Source organism: Mesorhizobium sp. CA10 (genome assembly GCF_020165285.1).
Classification (GTDB): Bacteria; Pseudomonadota; Alphaproteobacteria; order Rhizobiales; family Rhizobiaceae; genus Mesorhizobium.
In genome coordinates, this window is record NZ_JAIUHV010000011.1 from 107155 (window position 1) to 128267 (window position 21113).

The 21113-nt window shown below is 63.4% G+C and carries 20 protein-coding genes; 10 read left to right on the top strand and 10 right to left on the bottom strand.

Going from position 1 to position 21113, the window contains the following annotated elements:
• Nucleotides 1–100: 100 nt before the first annotated feature.
• The 5 genes from LB535_RS22035 to phnE (LB535_RS22055) all read left to right on the top strand — a co-directional run bounded on the left by LB535_RS22035 (nucleotide 101) and on the right by phnE (LB535_RS22055) (nucleotide 5204).
• Nucleotides 101–823: a DUF1868 domain-containing protein gene (locus tag LB535_RS22035; RefSeq protein WP_224633670.1), complete on the top strand. Its 723-nt coding sequence runs from the start codon at nucleotides 101–103 to the stop codon at nucleotides 821–823.
• A 93-nt stretch (nucleotides 824–916) separates the two neighbouring features.
• Nucleotides 917–1774: a phosphonate ABC transporter ATP-binding protein gene (gene phnC / locus LB535_RS22040; protein ID WP_224633671.1), complete on the top strand. Its 858-nt coding sequence runs from the start codon at nucleotides 917–919 to the stop codon at nucleotides 1772–1774.
• Between the two features lie 142 nt (nucleotides 1775–1916).
• On the top strand, nucleotides 1917–2825 hold the full coding sequence (gene phnD / locus LB535_RS22045) for a phosphonate ABC transporter substrate-binding protein (RefSeq protein ID WP_095769301.1): 909 nt from the start codon (nucleotides 1917–1919) through the stop codon (nucleotides 2823–2825).
• Nucleotides 2826–2881: 56 nt separating this feature from the next.
• On the top strand, nucleotides 2882–3835 hold the full coding sequence (gene phnE / locus LB535_RS22050; RefSeq protein ID WP_224633672.1) for a phosphonate ABC transporter, permease protein PhnE: 954 nt from the start codon (nucleotides 2882–2884) through the stop codon (nucleotides 3833–3835).
• 1 nt (nucleotide 3836) lies between these two features.
• Nucleotides 3837–5204, top strand: a complete 1368-nt coding sequence (phnE, locus tag LB535_RS22055) for a phosphonate ABC transporter, permease protein PhnE (protein WP_224633673.1) — start codon at nucleotides 3837–3839, stop codon at nucleotides 5202–5204.
• A 255-nt stretch (nucleotides 5205–5459) separates the two neighbouring features.
• On the opposite strand, the gene LB535_RS22060 is transcribed toward phnE (LB535_RS22055), so the two are convergent.
• The 3 genes from LB535_RS22060 to LB535_RS22070 all read right to left on the bottom strand — a co-directional run bounded on the left by LB535_RS22060 (nucleotide 5460) and on the right by LB535_RS22070 (nucleotide 8920).
• Nucleotides 5460–6311, bottom strand: a complete 852-nt coding sequence (locus LB535_RS22060) for a sugar phosphate isomerase/epimerase family protein (RefSeq protein WP_224633766.1) — start codon at nucleotides 6309–6311, stop codon at nucleotides 5460–5462.
• A 221-nt stretch (nucleotides 6312–6532) separates the two neighbouring features.
• Nucleotides 6533–7720 (bottom strand): Gfo/Idh/MocA family protein, encoded by a 1188-nt coding sequence (locus LB535_RS22065; RefSeq protein ID WP_224633674.1) that lies wholly within the window; start codon nucleotides 7718–7720, stop codon nucleotides 6533–6535.
• A 144-nt stretch (nucleotides 7721–7864) separates the two neighbouring features.
• Nucleotides 7865–8920 carry a sugar phosphate isomerase/epimerase family protein gene (locus tag LB535_RS22070; protein ID WP_224633675.1) on the bottom strand — a complete coding sequence of 352 codons (1056 nt, stop codon included), beginning with the start codon at nucleotides 8918–8920 and terminating at the stop codon, nucleotides 7865–7867.
• Nucleotides 8921–9321: 401 nt separating this feature from the next.
• Here LB535_RS22070 and LB535_RS22075 point away from each other — a divergent pair, with 401 nt between their 5' ends.
• The 4 genes from LB535_RS22075 (at nucleotide 9322) to LB535_RS22090 (ending at nucleotide 13316) form a co-directional block, all read left to right on the top strand.
• Nucleotides 9322–10209 carry a sugar phosphate isomerase/epimerase family protein gene (locus LB535_RS22075; RefSeq protein WP_224546195.1) on the top strand — a complete coding sequence of 296 codons (888 nt, stop codon included), beginning with the start codon at nucleotides 9322–9324 and terminating at the stop codon, nucleotides 10207–10209.
• A 58-nt stretch (nucleotides 10210–10267) separates the two neighbouring features.
• The gene (locus LB535_RS22080) at nucleotides 10268–11437 is read left to right on the top strand and encodes a mandelate racemase/muconate lactonizing enzyme family protein (protein WP_224633676.1); all 1170 of its coding nucleotides are present in this window, start codon (nucleotides 10268–10270) and stop codon (nucleotides 11435–11437) included.
• A gap of 2 nt (nucleotides 11438–11439) precedes the next feature.
• Complete coding sequence (locus LB535_RS22085) at nucleotides 11440–12156, top strand: FadR/GntR family transcriptional regulator (protein ID WP_095769202.1); 717 nt, start codon at nucleotides 11440–11442, stop codon at nucleotides 12154–12156.
• A gap of 179 nt (nucleotides 12157–12335) precedes the next feature.
• A complete protein-coding gene (locus LB535_RS22090) occupies nucleotides 12336–13316 on the top strand; it encodes a hydroxyacid dehydrogenase (protein ID WP_224633677.1) in 981 nt (326 codons plus the stop codon).
• Between the two features lie 80 nt (nucleotides 13317–13396).
• Here the strand turns inward: LB535_RS22090 and LB535_RS22095 are convergent, their stop codons facing one another.
• Complete coding sequence (locus tag LB535_RS22095; protein ID WP_224633678.1) at nucleotides 13397–14692, bottom strand: amidase; 1296 nt, start codon at nucleotides 14690–14692, stop codon at nucleotides 13397–13399.
• Between the two features lie 231 nt (nucleotides 14693–14923).
• Here LB535_RS22095 and LB535_RS22100 point away from each other — a divergent pair, with 231 nt between their 5' ends.
• Nucleotides 14924–15271 (top strand): GFA family protein, encoded by a 348-nt coding sequence (locus LB535_RS22100; RefSeq protein WP_224633679.1) that lies wholly within the window; start codon nucleotides 14924–14926, stop codon nucleotides 15269–15271.
• 136 nt (nucleotides 15272–15407) lie between these two features.
• Here LB535_RS22100 and LB535_RS22105 read toward each other — a convergent pair whose 3' ends face one another.
• From LB535_RS22105 to LB535_RS22130, 6 genes are all read right to left on the bottom strand, one after another.
• Nucleotides 15408–16511, bottom strand: a complete 1104-nt coding sequence (locus LB535_RS22105; protein WP_095769199.1) for an ABC transporter ATP-binding protein — start codon at nucleotides 16509–16511, stop codon at nucleotides 15408–15410.
• A complete protein-coding gene (locus LB535_RS22110; protein ID WP_095769198.1) occupies nucleotides 16511–17617 on the bottom strand; it encodes an ABC transporter ATP-binding protein in 1107 nt (368 codons plus the stop codon). The genes LB535_RS22105 and LB535_RS22110 overlap by 1 nt, the downstream gene beginning before the upstream one ends.
• Nucleotides 17614–17835 (bottom strand): hypothetical protein, encoded by a 222-nt coding sequence (locus tag LB535_RS22115; protein ID WP_095769197.1) that lies wholly within the window; start codon nucleotides 17833–17835, stop codon nucleotides 17614–17616. Before LB535_RS22115 ends, LB535_RS22110 begins: the two co-directional genes overlap by 4 nt.
• Entirely contained in the window at nucleotides 17832–18788 is a 957-nt protein-coding gene (locus tag LB535_RS22120) for a carbohydrate ABC transporter permease (protein ID WP_095769196.1), read from the bottom strand. Before LB535_RS22120 ends, LB535_RS22115 begins: the two co-directional genes overlap by 4 nt.
• A gap of 1 nt (nucleotide 18789) precedes the next feature.
• Entirely contained in the window at nucleotides 18790–19695 is a 906-nt protein-coding gene (locus tag LB535_RS22125) for a carbohydrate ABC transporter permease (protein WP_095769195.1), read from the bottom strand.
• Between the two features lie 64 nt (nucleotides 19696–19759).
• Nucleotides 19760–21076: an ABC transporter substrate-binding protein gene (locus tag LB535_RS22130; RefSeq protein ID WP_140845147.1), complete on the bottom strand. Its 1317-nt coding sequence runs from the start codon at nucleotides 21074–21076 to the stop codon at nucleotides 19760–19762.
• Nucleotides 21077–21113 lie beyond the last annotated feature (37 nt).

Sequence of the window (21113 nt, forward strand, 5' to 3'; positions counted from 1 at the left end):
CAACGAAGCCCTTCTTTCTCACCATTCACCATTCACCATTCACCATTCACACCGTTGACACATGACTCGGACAGGACGCCATCTCCCCAAGGAGATCGCGATGCTCGCCACAGTCAGACCCTCGCTCGCCGGATTTTTCGAAGGCACCAACCCGACGGCGCCGGTGCATCTCGGCACCCGTTACGATACCTCGGGCAACTTCCTCCCCGAGCCCGGCAACACGGTCGTCAGTCACCTCGTCGGCGGCTCGCCTTCGCAAGCTGCGATCATCGAGGTGCGCGAGCGCATCCGCGCCATGCCGGACGCGGACCGCCTCGCCTTCACGCCGGTCTCAAGCCTGCACATGACCCTGTTCCAGGGCATCATCGAATACCGGCGCCGGCTCCCCTACTGGCCCTCCGACGTGCCGCCCGACACCAGCATCGACGACATGACCCGCCTCTATCTGCAGCGCCTGGAGGGCTTCGAGGCCTGCCCTCCGTTTCGTATCAAGACCGTCGGCATCACGCCGAACGGCCTTACGGTTGCCGGTGCTTCCGCTGAGGACGAGCGCATCCTGCGCCTGTGGCGCGACGCCTTGTCGGTGCCGTTCGGCTACCGCCATCCGGACCACGACGCTTATGTCTTCCACATCACCTTCGCCTATCAGATCCGCCGTCTAGCCGACGAGCGAGCCGCAGCCTGGCAGGATCTGTTCGATGACTGCCTGTCGTTCCTCGAACGCGAGGCTCCTGTGATCGAGCTCGAGCCTCCGGCCTTCTGCAGCTTCAAGGACATGAAGCATTTCGAGGAATTGCTGAATCTCCAAGCCTGTGACTCGTAACAAAACTGACATCAATCCGACACCCCAGCTTCATCGGCCTGCGCTAGCGAAGGTTAACAGACCTGCAAAAGCGCGACGGACTGGAGTTTTGGTATGTCAGCATCATCGGCCACGCTTGAGATCCGCGGCGTAACCCGACGATTTGGCAAGAACACCGCCGTCAGCGATATCAACATCTCGATCCCGCGCGGCCAGATGGTCGGCATCATCGGCCGTTCCGGCGCCGGTAAGTCGACGCTTTTGCGCATGATCAACCGTCTCATCGATCCGAGCCAGGGGTCGATTTTTTTTGAGGGCGCGGAGGTTTCCAGCCTGCAGGGCTCGCCGCTGCGCCGCTGGCAGCGCGACTGCGCCATGATCTTCCAGCAGTTCAACCTCGTGCCACGTCTCGACGTGCTGACCAACGTGCTGCTCGGGCGCCTCAACCATCGCTCGACGATTTCCAATCTGCTCGGCATGTTCACGCGCATCGAATGCGCCGAGGCCGTGGCCGCGCTCGAGCGCCTCGACATCGCCCGCACCGCGCTGCAGCCGGCCGGCACGCTGTCGGGCGGCCAGCAGCAGCGCGTGGCGATCGCCCGCGCCATGATGCAGCAGCCGAAGGTGATTCTGGCAGACGAGCCGATCGCCTCGCTCGACCCGCTCAACGCCAAGGTGGTGATGGATTCGCTGCGCGACATCAATCTGCGCGAAGGCATCACCGTCGTCACCAACCTGCACACGCTGGACACGGCGCGCGCCTATTGCACCCGTATCATCGGCATGGCCGCCGGCAAGGTCGTCTTCGACGGCGCTCCGGAAGACCTCGACCGCGATGCCGTGCGCACGGTCTATGGCGCCGATGCCAGCGGCGCCGAGATCTCGGAAGCCATCACGTCGACCGCCGTGACCATCAAGCCGAAGATCACCGCATCCGCCGGACCGCTTGAACCAGCCTTTCCTGGCTACTGAATCCACCGTCCCGGCCCCAGCCGGTGCGGGCAAATCGTGGATTTCAGCAGAGCAACCCGGATCGCCCGCCAGCGTCAAAGGCAAGACTTGAAAAAATCAGAACGCCGCCGGCGCGCAGCCGGAGCAACAGGAGAGAGACAAAATGTTCAGGAAGATGGTTTTTGGGGCGGTTTCGCTGCTCGCCATGGCGGCCAGCGCCGCGCATGCCGCTGATATCAAGGAATTCCGCGTCGGCATCCTCGGCGGTGAGAACGAGACCGACCGCCTGCGCAACTACCAGTGCCTCGCCGATCACCTGAAGTCGGAATTCGGCTTCGAAAAGGTGTCGCTGTTCCCGGCCGCCGACTATGACGGCGTTATCCAGGGCCTGCTCGGCGGCACGCTCGACTTCGCCGAGCTCGGCGCTTCCGGTTACGCCAGCGTCTATCTCAAGGACCCGAAGGCGGTCACGCCGATCCTCACCACCAAGCAGACCGACGGCTCGACCGGCTACTACTCGATCGGCCTGGCGCTGAAGTCTTCCGGCATCACCGACATCAAGTCGGCCAAGGGCAAGAAGCTCGGCTATGCCGATCCGGATTCGACCTCCGGCTATCTGATCCCGCTGACCCAGATTCCGAAGGACACCGGCGCTTCCAACGAAACCTACTTCGCCTCGACCCAGTTCAACGGCGGCCATGAGAACAACGTGCTGGCCGTGCGCGACGGCAAGGTCGACGTGGCGGTGGACGATTCCTCCGGCATCGGCGATTTCAAGAACGGCTACACCTCCGGCACCTTCCACAAGGAAGTCGCCAAGGGCGCCGTCGACCCGAACGACTTCGTCGAAGTGTGGCGCTCGGGCCTGATCCCGAACGGCCCGCTGGTTGTCCGCACCGCGCTCGGCGACGAGATGACCGCCAAGCTCACCGCTTTCTTCACCGCGCTGCCGGCCAAGGACAAGGCCTGCTTCGAAGGCGTCGAGGGTGGTGATTTCACCGGCTACGTCCCGGTGAAGCCTGACTTCTACAGCGTCATCGTCGAAGCCCGCAAAGCCGCCATCGGCGGTTAAAGGCATCAGGAAAAAGGGCGGCGTTCGAAACGCCGCCCTTTTTGCATGTCCCGATCATGACATCAGCGACACTCCATTCCGACGCCACCCGCCAGCAGGCCGATGCCTGGCGGCGCCAGACATCGCTGCGCCGTTTCTACACCGCGCTTGGCGTCGGCCTGCTGCTTGTCGCCATGTGCGCGACCATGTGGTTCGCCGACGAGGCCAATGCCGGCCATTTCTTCGACCGGCTGCCGCACATCCTCGATTTCCTGAGTTGGCTGGTCCCGAAGGACTGGAACGATGTCTGGCGCGCCCTGTTCGACATCGCCTCGCCCAACGACAAGGGCACGCAGGAATTCAATTTCCCGCTTGGCCGCGTTTACATCTGGGGCGGCTTCTACATCCCCGAATATTTCGAGCTGATGCTGACCACGGTGAACGTGGCGCTGGTCTCGACCTTCATCGGCTTCGTCTTCGCCGTTCCCTTCTCCTTCATCGCCGCGCGCAACCTGACGCCGAGCCCGGTCCTGCGGCTCGTCGTCAAGCGCTTCATGGAATTGCTGCGCGCCTTCCCCGAAATCGTCATTGCCGGCCTGTTCGCAGCCATCGTCTCGATCGGCCCGGTCGCCGCCATCATCGCCATCGGCCTGCATTCGATCGGCGCGCTGGGCAAGCTGTTCTACGAGATCAACGAGAACATCGACATGCGCGCGGAAGAGGGCCTGCGCGCTGTCGGCGCCAACTGGTTCGAGCGCGTGCGCTTCGCCGACCTGCCGCAGGTGTTGCCCAATTTCATGTCCTACACGCTGCTCAGGATCGAGATCAACGTGCGCATCTCGACCATCATGGGCGCGGTCGGCGGCGGCGGCATCGGCGAGGAGCTGAAGCTTTCCATTTCACGCGGCTTCGGCGCCAAGACCCTGGCGCTGGTGCTCTTGCTCTTCGTCACCATCTTCCTCGTCGACCAGTTCTCCGCCTGGCTGCGCCGCAAGCTCGTCGGTGAGCAGGCCTTCCTGATGAGCGCTTGAAATGGCCGCCATGACCGCCTCCGAACTGAGCGCCATCGAGGACCGCCATCCGCAGATATTCCAGCGGCCGGCCTATAAGCGTTTCTGGCCGCTGCTGCTGATCGCCGGCACCGTGCTCTATCTCGCCTATGCCTTGTGGTTCTTCAGCCTGCCGCAGGTGCTGCGCGAGTCGCACTGGGAGCGCCTGCCGCTCTTCCTGTCGCAATGGATCAGCTACGACCTGCAGCCGGAATTCCGGCTCGACCAGCCCGAGATCACGCCGAAATACCCGCGCTTCTCGGCGCTCGGCGAGCATCCTGATCCCGACTGGGTGATCAAGAATCCGGACGGCACCTTCACCGTCCTGATCGACGGCCGGGACAAGTCCGTCACCTTCGACAAGATCAGGGCAACGATCGTCGCCAACGGCCAGACGGTGCCGGTATCGCTCACCGGCGGCAAGCCGGTGGTGACAGGTCCGGTGCCCGACTGGGTGACCGTCCATGACGATGAGATCGTCGCCAAGATGGGCTTTGTCGGCGAGGTGCGCGTCACCGTCGATCGCGTCAAGGTGCGCAAGCGCTTCCTCGGCTGGGCAAATTTCGTCTTCGACACCCGCTCGCCCTTCTTCGGCAAATCGGCCGGCGAGGTCATTTCGCTCATCGCCTCCGGGCCAGAGCTCAAGCCGGGCACCTCGAACCTCGCTTTGGCTGCCGACAACATCTGGAACAACGCTCAGTGGCAGCACGGCGATGTCTGGACGAAGCTCCTGCAGACCATCGTCATGGCATTCCTCGGCACGCTGCTCGGCGGCATCGTCGCCTTCCCGCTCGCCTTCTTCGCCGCCCGCAACATCACGCCGAGCGGGCTGCTCAGCCAGGTGCTGAAGCGCTTCTTTGATTTCATGCGCTCGGTCGACATGCTGATCTGGGCGCTGTTCTTCACCCGCGCCTTTGGCCCCGGGCCGCTGGCCGGCAGCGCCGCGATCTTCTTCACCGAGATCGGCACATTGGGCAAAACCTATTCCGAGGCGCTGGAGAACATCGACGACAAGCCGCGCGAGGGCGTGCTTTCGACCGGCGCCAACGGCTTGCTGGTGCAGCGCTACGGCGTGCTGCCGGAAGTGGTGCCGGTCTTCATCAGCCAGACGCTCTACCAGTGGGAATCGAACACCCGCGGCGCCACCATCATCGGCGCCGTCGGCGCCGGCGGCATCGGCCTGAAGCTCTGGGAAGCGATGCGTACCAATTCCAACTGGGCCAACGTCTTCTACATGGTGCTGCTGACGCTGCTCGTCGTCTTCATCTTCGACAACATCTCGAACTTCCTGCGCCGCAGGTTGAGCCGCACGCTGCATGATTACAATCGGCTGCAGGCTGCGCAGGGGTAACGGACGCAGGGCAATCACTGCCGTTGGCTACCCGCGCCTTCGTCATCCACGGGCGAAGCAAGGAGCGAAGCGACGCGGCGCAGACCCGAGGATCCATTCCGTGACGTCAGCCGAATAGTGCGGCGATTCAAAAAATGGGTCCAGCCCGCGCCCCTGCTTGCATCGTCGCGGCGCGTCGACGTCACGGAATGGATCCTCGGGTCTCCGCGTCCGCTTCGCTCCCGCTCCGCCCGTGGATGACGAACAGAGAGGCGCTTACGCCGCCTTCTTCCACCCGTCCCTGATATGCCGATACCCCTCGCGATAAACCGCCTCCGGGCTCTCCGCGAAATCCCTCCACACCTTCGTCGCCGCCGCCAGATCCTTGAGCGAGCGGCCGAAGGATTCGATGGTCAGCCAGTCGTCGTAACCGCTCTTGCGGATGGCGGAAAAGGTCTCCTTCCACGGGATGTTGCCGCGCCCCGGCACGCCACGATCATTCTCCGAAATATGGATATGAACGACATTGCGGCGATGCTTTGTATAGGCGCCGATCGGGTCGGCTTCCTCGATATTGGCATGAAACGTGTCGTACATCGCCTTGATGTGCGGCCTGTCGATCGCGTCGATATGTTCCGACAGGTCGGCCATGGTGTTGACGAGATAGCATTCGAAGCGGTTGAGCGCTTCCAGCCCGATGATCACGCCTCTCTTGCCGGCATGGTCGCCGATCGCGCGCTGCGAGGCGACCGAGCGCTTCTTTTCGGCGGTAGTCGGCCCGCTGCCGGAAAAGGCGCCGAGCGTCGAATGCAGCGGCCCGCTGAGCGTGTCAGCGCCGAGGGCTGCGCTGCAGTCGATCGCCCATTTCATATAGTCGATGCCGGCCTTGCGGGTGGCGGCGTCCGGCGAGATCAGGTTCATCGCCGGATCGCCCATGGCCGAGACCGCGGTGCGCTCCAGGCCGATGCGGTCGAGCATCTCGCCGAGTTTTTTATAATCATCAGGCGCACCAACAAAGACCGGTATCTCGACGCCGTCGAAACCGGTCGCCTTGATGTCCTTCAGCAGCGCCTCGTGCTTCTTCGAGACGCTGGTGGTCCACAAGAACATGCACATGCCGATTTTCATCGACATCCCCCTCCCCAACTTGCGGCCAGCCATTTGCGTTGGCGGGCCACACTCCCCCTCATCCGGCCGCTCCGCGGCCTACCTTCTCCCCGGTGGGGAGAAGAGGTCGGCGCGGGCGTTGCTTGTCTCCTCTCCCCTTGGGGAGAGGTCGGGTTGCCCCGAATTGCTCTTCGCAATTCGGCTGGCAATCCGGGGGACTCGCTTGGACGACGCAGCCGTCCCTACAGCTTCGTCCACGCCCCGTTTTTCTTCGACGACTTCACGCAGGCCTCGATGAAGGCCATGCCTTCGACGCCGTCCGCGACAGTCGGGAAGACCACATCCTTAGCCGGCTTGCCGCCTTTCCTGCGCGCCGCTCGAATGGCGCGGGCCGCTTCCTGGTAGATGTTGGCAAAACCTTCGAGATAGCCCTCCGGATGGCCCGACGGCACGCGGCTGACGCGCGCCGCCACGGGCATTGCGCCAGCGCCGGCGCGGGTGAGCAGCTGCTTCGGCTGGCCGAACGGCGTGTACCAGAGATAGTTCGGGTCGGCCTGCACCCATTCCAGCCCGCCCTTGGAGCCGTAGATGCGCAGCTTCAGCCCGTTCTCGTGGCCGGGCGCGACCTGGCTGGCCCAGATCATGCCCTTGGCCGGATGCTTATTGCCGACCGGCTTGAAGCGCAGCATCACGTTGACATTGTCGTCGAGCTGGCGCCCCGGCACGAAGGCGTCAAGATCGGCTGACAGCGTATCGAGCTCAAGTCCCGACACGAAGCGAGCCAGGTTATAGGCATGCGTGCCGATGTCGCCGAGCGCCCCGCCGGCGCCGGCCTGCTTGGGGTCGGAGCGCCAGGAGGCCTGCTTCTGGCCGGTGGCGGCGAGGTCCTCGGTCAGCCAGTCCTGCGGATATTCCGACTGCACGATGCGGATATCGCCGAGCATGCCCTTGGCCACCATCTCGCGTGCCTGCCGGATCATCGGATAGGCGGTGTAATTGTGCGTCAGCACGAACACCTTGCCGGTCTTTTCGACCAGGGCGGCAAGCTTCTTGGCCTCGGCCAGCGACGTCGCCAGCGGCTTGTCGCAGATGACATGGATGCCCGCCTCTAGGAAGGCTTTCGCCGCCGGCACATGCACGTTGTTCGGCGTCACGATCGCCACCGCCTCGATGCCGTCTGGACGCTTGGCTTCGGCCTTGGCCATCTCGGCATACGAGCCGTAGCTGCGCTCCGGATCGAGCCCGAGTTCTTCGGCCGATGCCTTGGCCCGCGCCGGATCCGACGACAGCGCACCGGCCACCAGCACGAAGTCGTTGTCCATGCGCGCCGCGATGCGGTGCACCGCGCCGATGAAGGCGCCCTGCCCGCCGCCGACCATGCCATAGCGGATCGGGCCGCCTCCCGCTTCCGATTTCGATGCGCCGACCATTCTTGTCCTCTCTCTTTAGTTCCTCACCCTCCCCCTTGTAGGGAGGGGTCGACGCGCAGCGTCGGGTGGGGTGTAAGAGTCCGCTGCGATTTGGGATTCAACCCCACCCGGACCTGCGGCCGAACCTCCTCAAGGGAGCTGCAGTCAAATCCCCATCATCGCCCGCAGCAGCTTTTTATCAGTCGTGCCGGCGGCGAAATCGTCGAAGGCCTTCTCCGTCACCCGGATGATGTGGTGCTGGATGAAAGGCGCGCCTTCTGCGGCGCCGTCCTCGGGATGTTTCAGGCAGCACTCCCATTCCAGCACCGCCCAGGAATCGTAATTGTACTGGGTGAGCTTGGAGAAAATGCCGCTGAAATCCACCTGTCCGTCGCCCAGCGAGCGAAAGCGCCCTGCACGGTTCACCCAGCCCTGGTAGCCGGAATAGACGCCTTGCCGCCCGGTCGGGTTGAACTCGGCATCCTTGACGTGGAACGCCTTGATCCGCTCGTGATAGATGTCGATGAACTCGAGATAGTCGAGTTGCTGCAAGAGGAAATGCGACGGGTCGTAGTTGATGTTGCAGCGCTTGTGGCCGCCGACCGCGTCGAGGAACATCTCGAAGGTGGCGCCGTCGAACACGTCCTCCGAGGGATGGATCTCGTAGCCGACATCGACCCCGTTGTCCTCATAGACATCGAGGATCGGCTTCCAGCGTTTGCCGAGTTCGCCGAAGGCTTCCTCGATGAGGCCGGCCGGGCGCTGCGGGAACGGATAAAGGTAAGGGAAAGCGAGCGAGCCGGTGAACGACACCGAGGCGTTCAGCCCGAGATTGCGCGATGCCTTGGCGCCGAACTTCATCTGCTCGACAGCCCATTTTTGCCGTGCCGGGGGATTGTTGTGCACCGATGGCGGCGCAAATCCATCCATCTGCGCGTCATAGGCGGGATGCACCGCGACCAGTTGCCCCTGCAGATGCGTCGACAATTCGGTAATCTCGACACCTGCATCCGCGCAGACGCCTTTCACCTCGTCGCAATAGGCCTTCGACGACGCCGCCTTCTCGAGGTCGAACAGGCGCGCGTCCCAGGTCGGGATCTGCACGCCCTTGTAGCCCAGCCCCGCTGCCCATTTGGTGATGGAACCCAGCGAATTGAACGGCGCGGCGTCGCCCGCGAACTGCGCCAGAAACAGGCCGGGGCCCTTCATCGTCGTCGGCATCGGCATCCTCCCTCGTTTGTTTTCGCGACCAACCATAGCGCCTATTGAAATGAGGGCCAGCCTGTTTGGTCAACCCTGTCGGCGTCTATGCATTGCGCCATTCTGGTATTACCAAATCCCGGAATTCGGTCAAGCGGCCGAAAACCGCGGAGGTGAGCCGAGCTTGCAAACAGATAAGTGGAATTACCACGTAAAATCAGACTATTGCTCGGCTGATAGAGCTTCAGCCGCCCACTTGTTGCCGTGCATGAAAATTTGCTGTAGAGGTCATGGAGGGCCCAATTGGTCGAACCAGTTTCGAGGAAAATGCTGGCAACGCCTTGGGGAGGAATCATACGCCCGCCTCTACTGGAGGCGTCGCGGGGTAGAATGTGACAGGCGAATTCTGGGAAGGATAGACCATGCATCTTTCGACTCACAATTGGATGCGGGCGGAACCGCTGGAGGTGACGCTCAAGCGCATCAAGAAATTCGGCTACGAATCGATCGAGATTTCCGGCGAACCCGAGCAGTACAAGACCAAGGAGACGCGCGCGCTCCTGAAGGAGCACGGCATCCGCTGCTGGGGCTCGGTGACTCTGATGCTCGGCGAGCGCAATCTCGCCGCCAGGGACCAGGGCCAGCGCGAGCGGTCCGTCCAATACGTCAAGGACGTGCTCACCATGGTCAGCGAGCTCGATGGCGAGATCATCACGCTGGTGCCCGCGACCGTCGGCAAGGTCGTGCCGGACGGCACCGAGGCGGAGGAATGGGGCTGGGTGGTCGATGCCACGCGCGAATGTTTCAGCCATGCCAAGAAGGTCGGCGTCAGGATCGCCGTTGAGCCGCTCAACCGCTTCGAGACCTACCTCTTCAACCGCGGCGCCCAGGCGCTGGCGCTCGCCGATGCGGTGAGCCCCGAATGCGGCGTCTGCCTCGACGCCTACCATATCCACATGGAGGAATTTAACGTCTATGACGCGATCCGTCAGGTCGGAAAGCGCCTGTTCGATTTCCATGTCGCTGACAACAACCGCTTCGCAGCCGGCCTTGGCCAGATCGACTGGCCGAAGATCGTGCGCACGTTGAAGGAAGTCGGCTATGACGGCGCGCTGACCAACGAGTTCGTCGCGCCCGTCGACCGCACGCCTGCGGCGCCCTATCCGGAGATGGTCGAGCGCAATCCGGTCGACATCTCGCCCGAGCAGCTCAAATTCATCCAAGACCACGGCTCCAGCGTGCTCACGGAAAAATTCTACACCGACCAGATGCGCATCACTGCCGAAACGCTGCTGCCGCTGATCAAGTAGGCCTCAGATCGGAAACCTATCCCTTCCACCCGGCGGGCGGAGGGGCCGAAGGGAAAACATGCGCATCAAAAGCGTCCAGGCCTGGTGGGTTCGTATCCCGATCGAAGTCGCGAAGCAGCATCGCAGCGACTTCGGTCAGGTGACGACGTTCGACGCCGCCATTCTGCGCATCGAGACCGCTGACGGCCTTGTCGGCTGGGGCGAGGGCAAGAACGCCGCCGGCAGCGCTGGCAGCTATGGCGCGCTCGTCCATATGCTCAATCACGAGATCGGCCCGCAGCTGATCGGTTGCGATCCGGCCGACATCGGCATCATCTGGGAAATGCTCTATAATGGCGTGCGGCATGAGACGGCGGCGCATGCCGGCCATGCCATGCCGCAGCTGGCGCGGCGCGGCATGAGTGTGGCGGCGATCAGCGCCGTCGACATCGCGCTCTGGGACATCCTCGGCAAGTCGCTGGGGCAGCCAGTGTGGCGGCTGCTCGGCGGCCGCAAGGTCGAGCGCATGCAGGCCTATGCCTCGGGCGGCTGGGCCTCAGCCGAGGCCATCGGCGAGCAGTTGCAATCCTACATCGCCAAGGGCGGCTTCAAGGCACTGAAGATGCGCATCGGCGCCATGGACGGCGCCCCGCATGTCTCGGCCGCGCGCGTGCGCGCCGCAAGGCAGGCGATCGGGCCGGATGTCGATCTGATGGTCGACGCGCACGGCACCTATACCGTCGCCGAGGCCAAGCGCTTCATCAACCTCACCGCCGATCTCGACCTTGCCTGGTTCGAGGAACCGGTGACCGCCGACGATAAGCCGGGCATGGCCGACGTGCGCGCCTCGGGATCGACGCCGATCGCCACCGGCGAAAGCGAGGCGACGCGCTATGCTTTCCGCGATCTGGCTGTGCTGAAGTCGGCCGACATCTTCCAGCCGGATCCCGCCTTCTGCGGCGGCATCAGCGAGGCGATGAAGATCGGCACCATCGCCAGCGCCTTCAACCTGCGATTCGCGCCGCATCTATGGGCCGGCGCGCCCTGCTTCTTTGCCGGGCTGCATGTGTGTGCCGCCTCACCCGCCAGCTTCACCATTGAATATTCGCTCGGCGCCAACCCGATGATCCATGACCTCGTCGAGGAGACTGTCGAGGCAAAGGACGGTATGATAGCGATCCCTGAAAAGCCTGGATTGGGATTCACCATCTCCGAGCGATTCCTGGAGGCGCACGCGCAACGTATTTGACGATGAAAGAAAAGAACCTTCTCGCGGAACTCGCCGCCTATCTCTTTTCCAACTCGGACAAGGAGTCCGGCCGCACGCCCTCGGAGCGAGAGCTGGCGGAACATTTCGGCGTCAGCCGCGGCCAAATTCGCGAGGCGCTGGCCATCCTTGAGGCCATGCGCATCGTCGTGCGGCGCGCCAAATCCGGCATCTATATCGACACCAAGCAGGCGAGCGTGGAAGCGCTGGCGCTGTTCGCCCGCGCCGGCTTGCCGCTCGACCCTGTGCAGATCTACGAGACCGTCGAGCTGCGCAAGATCCACGAGATCAAGGCGGCCGAGCTTGCCTGCTCGCGCGCCACCGAGGAGAATTTCGAGCGCCTGCGCGAGATTCTCAAGGCCTCCGAAGAGCGCATCGCCGCCGGCGAAGGCCTCGCCAAGGAGGACCGCGAGTTCCACCTCGAGATCGTGCGCGCGACCAAGAACAGCGTCTTCCACAATATCTGCAGCGTTTATTACCTGATGGGCGAGCAGCGCCTGCCGATCTATTTCAACGATCCCGAACGCTCGGTGCGTTCGCATGCCGAGCATATCCAGATCTACGAAGCGCTGTTGCGCCGCGACGGCAACCTCGCCCAGGCCCTCATGAATGCCCATTTGCAGGGCGCCGAGAGCTACTGGAAGGGGATCATCGAAGGCCGCGGAATGGAGCCGAAAAGCGCGGCACTCGAAAAGGCTTAAGCAACTCCAGGAAGGTGTGGACGGTCAGGTTCGGCACCTTCGCCGTAGCCTTCCGTCCGAAACTGCGTCAACCCACAGAACAGGGCAGTTCTCCGTTTCCGTGAAACGGCGAAATGCCCTTGAGCATTTTGCAGCCAGACGTTTAGCTTGGCATCGCACAAATGCGGAAATGGAACCCCATGCGCAAGATCCTGTCGACGCATCCGCTGCACCCACGCGCCACGGCGATGCTGGCCGGCGCCGGGCGGCTTGCGATCGCTTCCGCGCTCGATGCCAAGACACTGACCGCCGAGGCCCGCGACGCCGACATCGTCATCGTGCGCGCGCCGCTGCCCCCGGAGCTGTTTGCGGGTGCTTCGAGCCTGCGCGCCGCGATCCGCCACGGCGCTGGACTGGACATGATCCCGGTCGAGGCCGCGACCGCGGCCGGCGTGCTGGTGGCGAACGTGCCCGCCGTCAATGCCCGCTCGGTCGCCGAGCATGTGATGTTCACCGCCCTTGCGTTGCTGCGGCGCTTCCGCGTGATAGACCGCGACCTGCGCTCCAAGGGCTGGCTTGCCGGCCGCGAGCACGCCAACTCGACCAGCGAGCTGGCCGGCAAGACCGTCGGCATCGTCGGCCTCGGCGCGGTCGGCCAGGCCGTCGGCCACATCGCCGCCCACGGCTTCGACCTCAATGTCGTGGCGACCACGCGCAGCCTGCGCCCCGCGCCCGAGCGTGTCGGCTTCCTGTCGATCGACGCGCTGGTCGAGCAGAGCGACATCATCGTGCTCTGCTGCCCGCTGACGCAGGAAACGCGCGGCCTCATCAGTCGAGAGCGCATTGCCCGCATGAAACCCAACACGCTGCTGATCAATGTCTCGCGCGGCCCGGTGGTGGATGATGAGGCGCTGATCGAGGCCCTGCGTGCCGGCCGCATCGGCGGCGCTGCGCTCGACGTTTTTGCGACCCAACCGCTGCCGCCGAACCATCCCTATTTCGGCTTCGACAACGTCATCGTCACCCCGCATATGGCCGGCATCACCGAGGAATCGATGATGCGCATGGGTGTCGGCGCCGCCGGCGAGGCCTTGCTGGTGCTCGCCGGCAAGCTGCCCGTCAATCTGCGCAATCCGGACGTTATCGAGCACTATCGCCGGCGTTTTCCGGTCGGCGAATAGTTCCGCGGCGAGCATCGCGACGGTGTAGACCTGAGATGCGGGCCAGCCTTTCCGGACTTGCGTCCTGATGGCCTGCGCAGTCACCGGCCAAGCAAAGCCTCGACCGCGGCGGCAATGCGCAGCAGATGACTGTCATGCCCGTGTTTGCCCACCAGCATCAATCCGGCCGGCAGGTTCGTGCCGGGCATCGGCAGCGAGATCGCGCAAAGGTCGAACTGGTTGGCGACCTGCGTGTTGCGCAAGAGCAGTCCTTCCGTCTTGTCGCGCAGAGCTTCGTCGCCGGCCATGGCGGAGATGGACGGCGCGACCATCGGCACGGTCGGCAATGCCAGAACATCGACCGTCTCCAGCCGTTGCGCCATGGCCGCCACAAGCTCGGCGCGCCGGCGGATCGTCCGGATGTAGGCCGAGGCAGGGACAGCCAGCGCGCGCGCCAATGGCCCGGTGACATGCGGATCGACCGGCACAGAGGCGCCGCCCGCCAGCCAATCGGCATGCACCTCCGCGCCTTCCATGGACGCGATCGTCCCGCGCTCGGTTGCTGCGCGCATCTCGGCGATAAGATCGTCGATGGACAAATCGGCGGCGCGGGCGCCGGCTCGTCCGATCCTGTCGATGCAGACCTCGAAAGCTTCGGCGACCTTCGCCTGCGTTTCGCCGAACAAGACGCCGCGTGGAATGCCGACGCGCAGGCCGGCGAGCGAGCCCGGCTGAGGACCGGCGGGCTCTTGTCCCGCCATGATCGCATCGGCGATCGCGCAATCGGCGACGCTGCGGGCAAGCGGACCGATCGAATCCAGCGTCATCGACAGCGGAAAGGCTCCCGTCAAAGGCACGCGCCGCGCCGTCGGCTTGAAGCCGACAACGCCGTTGAGCGAGGCGGGGATGCGCACCGAGCCGCCGGTGTCCGAACCGATCGAGATGTCGCTTGTGCCCTCGCCGATCGCAACGCCGGCTCCAGATGACGAGCCGCCCGGGATCAAGCCGGCATCGGCAGCGTTGCCCGGTGTGCCGTGATGCGGATTGTCGCCGATCGCGGTGAAAGCGAACTCGGTCATGTTGGTCTTGCCGAGGATGACCGCGCCCGCCTGGCGCAGCCTCTGCACGATCGCCGCGTCCCGCGCCGCCGGTTCGGCGCTGGCGCGGATCAGCGATCCGGCCGTCGTCGGCTCCCCGGCGACGTCGAACAGATCCTTGATTGAAACGATGCGCCCGTCGAGCGGCCCAAGGCTGACGCCGGCCTTGCGGCGGGCATCGGACGCATCGGCGGCTGCCCGCGCGGCCCCGGCATAGAGCTTCGTAAAGACCTTCTCGTCGGCCGCACGATTGGCAAGACGTGACAGGATGATTTCGAGACGGTCGCGGATGGATTGCATTTTCGATGTCAGGCCTTGCAAAATTGCAACGTCTTTTAAGCGTGCGGCCTAGAGCCGGATGATTTCAGGTCGTATCGACCTGAAATCTGAATCCGCCTCTAAATCAAAGAAGTAGAGCATGATGTCGTCCGAAAACCGCTTCACACTTTTCGGCATCATGCTCTAGTTGGCCGGCGAAGAGATAACCCGGCAAGTGTGCCTTTGCACCCTGCCAGCGATGGAAAGATGCTGATGCTGTACAAAGGCAGCTGCCACTGCGGCAAGGTGGCGTTCGAGGTCGAAGGCGAGCTCCGCATGGCCGTGCACTGCAATTGCTCGATCTGCCGGCGCAAGGGCGCGCTTTTGTGGGCCGTGCCGCACGAAAAGCTCAATCTGGTCGCCTGGGGCGACGACCTCGGCCGCTACACCTTCGGCAAGGCTCAAATCGCGCACCGATTCTGCCGCACATGCGGCATGCACCCCTTTGCCGAGGACGTCGGCCAAGGCAACGAACGGTCCGCCTATATCAACATCAACTGCCTCGACGGCGTCGACATCGCCGGCATCGAAGTGTTCGAGTTCGACGGCCGCTCGGCTTGAAGATTGACGGCCCGGCGCTCGTGAGAGCCGCCGGGGCCGATACTCGCGAGGGCGAGCGGGCTGGCCTATTCGGCGGCCTGCTTGGGCCCCATCAGGAAGGCCACAGCGCCGCGAGCAAGTCAGCAGGCTAAGACTTCTATCCGGCGTGCCGCAGGCTCACACCGCTGCCTTTATCGAACATCACCACCTTGTCGGGGTTCCAGGCAAAGCGCACCGGCTCTTCGATAGCCACGTCGGTCCTGGCCGGCACCGTGGCCCGCAGCATCGTGTCGCCGACCCTGAGCGTCAGGATCTTTTCCACGCCATGGTTCTCGACATCGTGCACGCGTGCCTCGACCGGAGCCCCGCTCTCCAGATAGACGTCCTCCGGACGGATGCCGAAGACGAGCGGGCGACCGTCGGCCGCGCCGCTCGTCCTGCCCCCGCCAAAGCTCTTGGCGCCAATTGTGAGCGGCAGTTCGAAATTCACCGGCGCCATCACCGCGCGGTCGTTGACCAGCCTGCCATCGATGAGGTTCATCGGCGGCGAGCCGACGAAGCTCGCGACATAGGTGTCGCGCGGATTGTTGTAGATCTCATGCGGCGTGCCCGTCTGCACGATGCGGCCATGGTTGAGCACGCCGACCTTGTCTCCCATCGACATGGCCTCGATCTGGTCGTGCGTGACGAACAGGAACGTGGCGCCGAGTTGCATCTGAAGGTTCTTCAGCTCCGTGCGCAGCGCTTCGCGCAGCTTGGCGTCGAGCGCCGAGAGCGGCTCGTCCATCAGGAACACGCGCGGCTTGCGCACGATCGCTCGGCCGATCGAGACGCGCTGCATCTCGCCGCCGGAAAGCCGGTCGGTCTTGCGGTCGAGCAGATGTTCGATCCTGAGCGTGCGGGCGGCGCGCGCGACACGGTCCTTGATCTCGGCGTCCGGCAGCCGGCGGATCTTCGGCTTCAGCGGAAATTCGAGGTTCTGCCGCACAGTGTAGCGCGGATAAAGCGAATATTGCTGCAGCACCAGCGCGACGTCGCGCTCGGCCGCGCCCCAGTCGGCGACGTCGACGCCGTCGATGAGAACCTGCCCCTCGGTCGGCTTATCCAGTCCGGCGATCAGGCGTAGCGTCGTCGTCTTGCCGGCGCCGGTCTCGCCAAGCAGCACGAAGAACTCGCCGTCGGCTATGTCGAGGTTCAGACCCGTCAGCGCGGTGTGGCTGCCGTATTTCTTGGTGATGTTCTTCAGTTCGATATGGGCCATTACAGCCTTACTCCCAGCGACTTGCCGCTTGCCGTGTCGAAAAAGTGCGCCTGCTCGGGATCGATGCGGACATGGACTTTCTCACCGGGGCCCGAGACGTAGCCCGCCTTGGTGCGGGCGCGCAGCATCGTGGAGCCGAGCCTGAGATCGACAATGTCGAAGGACCCGAGCGGCTCGATGATGCTCGCCTCGACTGGCATGTAGCCGGGCGCCGCATCGTGCCGCACGAGTACGCCCTCCGGGCGGATGCCGAGCGTCAGGCCGCCATTGGCTGCATGACCGTTGAGCTTGGACAGGAGCTGGCGCGGGAACTCGAAACCAGCCGGCGCATCGCCGACGGTTACGGAGGCAGTGCCCGCCTGATCCGCGACATTGACCTCGGCGATGTTCATCACCGGGCTGCCGACGAACTGCGCCACGAACAGGTTTGCCGGATGCGAATAGACCTCATCCGGCGTTCCGACCTGCTGGATGAAGCCTTCATGCATGATGACGATGCGGTCGGCGAGGCTCATCGCCTCGATCTGGTCGTGCGTGACATAGATCGTGGTCGACCCTTGCTTGACGTGCAGGCGCTTGATCTCGGCGCGCATCTCCTCGCGCAGCTTGGCGTCGAGCGCGCCGATCGGCTCGTCCATCAGCATCGCCTTCGGGCGCCGCACCAGCGCACGACCGATGGCCACGCGCTGCATGTCGCCACCGGAGAGCGCCGACGGCCTCTTGTCGAGCAGATCGGTGATGCGCAGGACCCGCGCGACCTCGCGCACGGACTTGTCGACTTCGCCGCTGCTCATGCGCATTGCACGCAGAGGAAAGGCGACGTTCTCGAACACCGTCATATGCGGGTAGAGCGAGAAGGACTGGAACACCATGGCGATGTCGCGGTCGGCCGCCTTGAGGTGCTGCACCGGCTTGCCGTCGATCAGGATGTCGCCCTGGTCGATCGTCTCCAGCCCTGCCACGGCGCGCAGCGTCGTGGTCTTGCCGCAGCCCGACTGGCCGAGCAGCACGATGAACTCGTTGTCGGCGATGGCCAGGTTCAGATTATGGATGACCTGGACGGCACCGAAGAATTTCTCGATGCCGCGAAGTTCGATCTGCGTCACTGGCGGGCTCCCTCATGCGTCGCGGCGCCGGTTTCCTCGCTCTGCTCCGGTGCGATCTTGGACGTGATGTTGAAGCCGATCAGCCCGATCAGAATGATCGTCACACCGTATGAATGCAGGCCGAGGCTCCATGGTTGGCAGAGCGCTACGATGCCCAGCACCATGAGGATTTGCGAGGCCGGCAGCAGGTACTTCTCGTTGGTGGAGCGAAAACTCATTTGCGGATTGCTCCGAACGTCACGCCGCGAAGCAGATGGTTGCGCAGCAGGAAGGTGAAGATTGCGACCGGCAACAGGAACAGGAAGGTACCCGCCGCGATCGTCGTCCAGTCCGGCAGGCCGGAGCCGATCTGCGAGGGGATGAAGGGCGGCGCCGTCTGGGCGCGCCGGTTGGTCATGATCAGCGCAAAGGCGTATTCGTTCCAGGCAGTGATGAAGCAGAACACGGCAGTCGCCGCGATGCCCGTCGCCGCCTCCGGCAGCACGATCTTGAAGAAGGCCTGCATGCGCGTGTAGCCGTCGACGAGTGCCGCCTCCTCATACTCCTTCGGGATCTCGTCCATGAAGCCCTTCATCAGCCAGACCGAGAAGGACAGGTTGAAGGCGACGTAGAGGATGATCAGGCCGATATGCGAATCGTTGAGGCCGACCATCCGGTACATCAGGAACATTGGGATTGCGACCACCACCGGCGGCAGCATGCGGGTCGACAGGATGAAGAAGAGCAGGTCCGCCTCGCCCGCGATCTTGAAGCGTGAGAAGCCATAGGCGGTGAAGGTTCCCATGCCCACAGCCAGCACCGTGCTGATCACCGCCACGATCAGGCTGTTCATGAACCGGTCGGGATATTGCGAAAGCTGCACGTCCTTGCCGACCTTGAGAACCCGCTCGCCGCCGTCATAGATGCGTTTTTCCCACCAGGGCGCGGCATCGTAGACTTGCGGATCGACGGGCTTCTGCATCTGCACGCGCTTGGTGAAGAGCCGCACGAACGGCGTCACCTCAGGCTCGAACAGCACGGTGGGCGGGACGCTGACGGCGAGCTCCTTCGGCTTGAAGGCCGTCGAGGCGATCCAGTAGATCGGTGCCAGGAAGATCAGCGTCGCGATCAGCACCGCGGCGATGGCGATGCGGTTGAAGGCGACCTCGGAAGAAGTGCGGACGGCGGCCATGTCAGCGCTCCTTCACCTTGTTGAGATACTTCACGTAGAGGTTGGTGATCGCCAGCACCATGATCAGCACGATGTAGGCCAGCGCGCAGGACTTGCCCGTATCCCATTGCTGGAAGGCCTGCTTGTAGAGCCGGATCGCGATCAGCTCGGCGGTCGGCTGGGTGGTCATCGTGTAGGCGATGTCGAAGGTCTTGAAGGCTTCCATGGTCCGGAAGATCAGCGCGATCAGAAGGATCGGCGAGACCAGCGGCAAGGTGATGCGAGTGAAGGTGTACCACCACCCGGCGCGGTCGATCGCGGCCGCCTCGTAGAGATGCTGCGGCACGGCCGAGAGACCGGCGAGCGACAGCAGCATGACGAAAGGCGACCACATCCAGATATCGGTGATCGCGACCGCGTAGAGCGCGCTGTCGGGATTGGAGAGCCAGGCGAAGTCGCCAAGGCCGAAGACATAGTTGATCGGTCCCCAGGACGGGCTGTAGAGCAATTGCCAGAACAGGCCGACGACCGCCGCCGACATCATCATCGGCAGCAGCAGCAGCGTGGTGATCAGGCCCTTCATCGGAAAGCTGCGGTTGAGCAGAAGCGCAAGGCCGAAGCCGACGATCATCTGCCCAGCCACCGAAACGATCACGTATTTGGCGGTGATGACGAAGTTCGACCAGATATGATCGTCGCTCAGCAGCTCGCGATAGTTCTGCAAGCCGACGAACTGCCAGGGTTCGCTGCGGTTCGCGGCGAAGTTCGTGAAGGAATAGCCGAGCGAATAGATCAGCGGGAAAATGTTGAAGACGATCAGAAAGACCAGCGTCGGGATGATGAACAGGTTGCGGATGGTCAGATCGGACCAGCCGCGAGCGGCGGCCCTGGACGCTGGATCAAGATTGGTAAGGGCTACCGAAGCCAACTTTGTCTCCTGAAAACAGGAATGCCGGAGGGGGAAACCTCCTCCGGCATTCTGACTGCGATGCTTACTTGTAACGATTGTATTTGGTGAAGGTCGCCTTCCAGTCGGCGGCCGTCTTGTCGAGCGCCTCCTGGGCGGTACCCTTGCCGCCGACCACAAATGGATAGATGTTCTGGTTCAGCTGATCGAGCACTTCGGCGTATTCAGGCGTTGCCCAGAAGTCCTTGACCATGAACATCGTGTCGTAGAACGCCTTGTTGTAGGGCGTCGCGTTCTGGAAGGCCTCGGACTTCAGCACGGCCTGGCTGCAGGTGTAGCCGCCAAGCTCGGCCCACTTCTTCTGGGTCTCGTCCTTGATGAACCACTCGAGGAACTTCATCGCCTCGTCCTTGTTCTTCGAATACGAGACGACCGAGATGCCCTGGCCGCCGAGCGCGGCGAAGCGCTTGCCGTCCGGGCCGGCCGGATTGGCGAAGAAGCCGGTGACGTCGGCGTAGGGGTTGGTGGCCTTGTTCACCAGCGGCGGGAAGAAGGCGAAGAAGTTCATGCTCATCGCGGCCAGGCCGCCGGTGATCGCCTGGTTGTCTTCCACGAAGAAGGTCTTGCCCCAGCCCGGAGGCGTGAACTTGTAGAGTTGCTTGTACATGTCGAGGCCGGCGGCGGCTTCCTTGGAGTTGGTGATGCCGTCGACCTTGTAGGTCGCGTAGTCGCCGAGATCGCCGCCATAGCTGAAGATGGCGCTTTCGACGCCCATCGCCATCGCGTCATAGGAATTGTCGGTGTAGATGGCCACGCCGTACCGCTTCTGGTCCGGACGGTGGAAGAACTCGGCGATATCGCGCAGCTGCGCATAGGTCGTCGGCACCGCGAGGTCGTAACCGTATTTGGCCTTGAAGGCTTCCTTCTCCTTCGGGTCCTCGAACCAGTCCTTGCGATAGGACCAGCCGATCGCGTCGCCTTCCAGCGGGATCGCCCAGTACTTGCTGGAACCGCCCGGGTATTCGGCGTAATACTTGATGGTCGCGGGCGCCATCACGTCGCCAAGCTTGTGCTGGTTGAAGAAGTCGGTCAGGTCGACATAGTGGCCTTGCGTCGAACCGGCGCCCAGCCATTGCGAGTCGCCGACGACCATGTCGTAGGCGTCGCCATGCGCGTTGAACTCGGTGAAGGCCTTGGTCTGGAAGTCGGGCCACGGCGTTGTCTGAACGGTGACCTTCACGCCAGTTTCGGCCGTGTAGTCGTTGACGAGTTCCTGCAGGTAGTTCGCCGGGTCCCATTCCGCCCAGAAGATGGTGAGTTCTTTATCCTGCGCGCGGACGGATGTCCCGCAGGCAAGCGCCAGCCCAATACCAGCAATCACGCTGGTCATAATCTTGCGCATAGTTTTCCTCCCTTGTGCGCATTCTACCGTCTCATGC

Bases quoted from the DNA above. Each gene is read 5' to 3' on its own strand.
- LB535_RS22035 (WP_224633670.1), top strand. From the start codon at position 101: ATGCTCGCCACAGTCAGACCCTCGCTCGCCGGATTTTTCGAAGGCACC.
- phnC (WP_224633671.1), top strand. From the start codon at position 917: ATGTCAGCATCATCGGCCACGCTTGAGATCCGCGGCGTAACCCGACGA.
- phnD (WP_095769301.1), top strand. From the start codon at position 1,917: ATGTTCAGGAAGATGGTTTTTGGGGCGGTTTCGCTGCTCGCCATGGCG.
- phnE (WP_224633672.1), top strand. From the start codon at position 2,882: ATGACATCAGCGACACTCCATTCCGACGCCACCCGCCAGCAGGCCGAT.
- phnE (WP_224633673.1), top strand. From the start codon at position 3,837: ATGGCCGCCATGACCGCCTCCGAACTGAGCGCCATCGAGGACCGCCAT.
- LB535_RS22060 (WP_224633766.1), bottom strand. From the start codon at position 6,311: ATGAAAATCGGCATGTGCATGTTCTTGTGGACCACCAGCGTCTCGAAG.
- LB535_RS22065 (WP_224633674.1), bottom strand. From the start codon at position 7,720: ATGGTCGGCGCATCGAAATCGGAAGCGGGAGGCGGCCCGATCCGCTAT.
- LB535_RS22070 (WP_224633675.1), bottom strand. From the start codon at position 8,920: ATGCCGACGACGATGAAGGGCCCCGGCCTGTTTCTGGCGCAGTTCGCG.
- LB535_RS22075 (WP_224546195.1), top strand. From the start codon at position 9,322: ATGCATCTTTCGACTCACAATTGGATGCGGGCGGAACCGCTGGAGGTG.
- LB535_RS22080 (WP_224633676.1), top strand. From the start codon at position 10,268: ATGCGCATCAAAAGCGTCCAGGCCTGGTGGGTTCGTATCCCGATCGAA.
- LB535_RS22085 (WP_095769202.1), top strand. From the start codon at position 11,440: ATGAAAGAAAAGAACCTTCTCGCGGAACTCGCCGCCTATCTCTTTTCC.
- LB535_RS22090 (WP_224633677.1), top strand. From the start codon at position 12,336: ATGCGCAAGATCCTGTCGACGCATCCGCTGCACCCACGCGCCACGGCG.
- LB535_RS22095 (WP_224633678.1), bottom strand. From the start codon at position 14,692: ATGCAATCCATCCGCGACCGTCTCGAAATCATCCTGTCACGTCTTGCC.
- LB535_RS22100 (WP_224633679.1), top strand. From the start codon at position 14,924: ATGCTGTACAAAGGCAGCTGCCACTGCGGCAAGGTGGCGTTCGAGGTC.
- LB535_RS22105 (WP_095769199.1), bottom strand. From the start codon at position 16,511: ATGGCCCATATCGAACTGAAGAACATCACCAAGAAATACGGCAGCCAC.
- LB535_RS22115 (WP_095769197.1), bottom strand. From the start codon at position 17,835: ATGAGTTTTCGCTCCACCAACGAGAAGTACCTGCTGCCGGCCTCGCAA.
- LB535_RS22120 (WP_095769196.1), bottom strand. From the start codon at position 18,788: ATGGCCGCCGTCCGCACTTCTTCCGAGGTCGCCTTCAACCGCATCGCC.
- LB535_RS22130 (WP_140845147.1), bottom strand. From the start codon at position 21,076: ATGCGCAAGATTATGACCAGCGTGATTGCTGGTATTGGGCTGGCGCTT.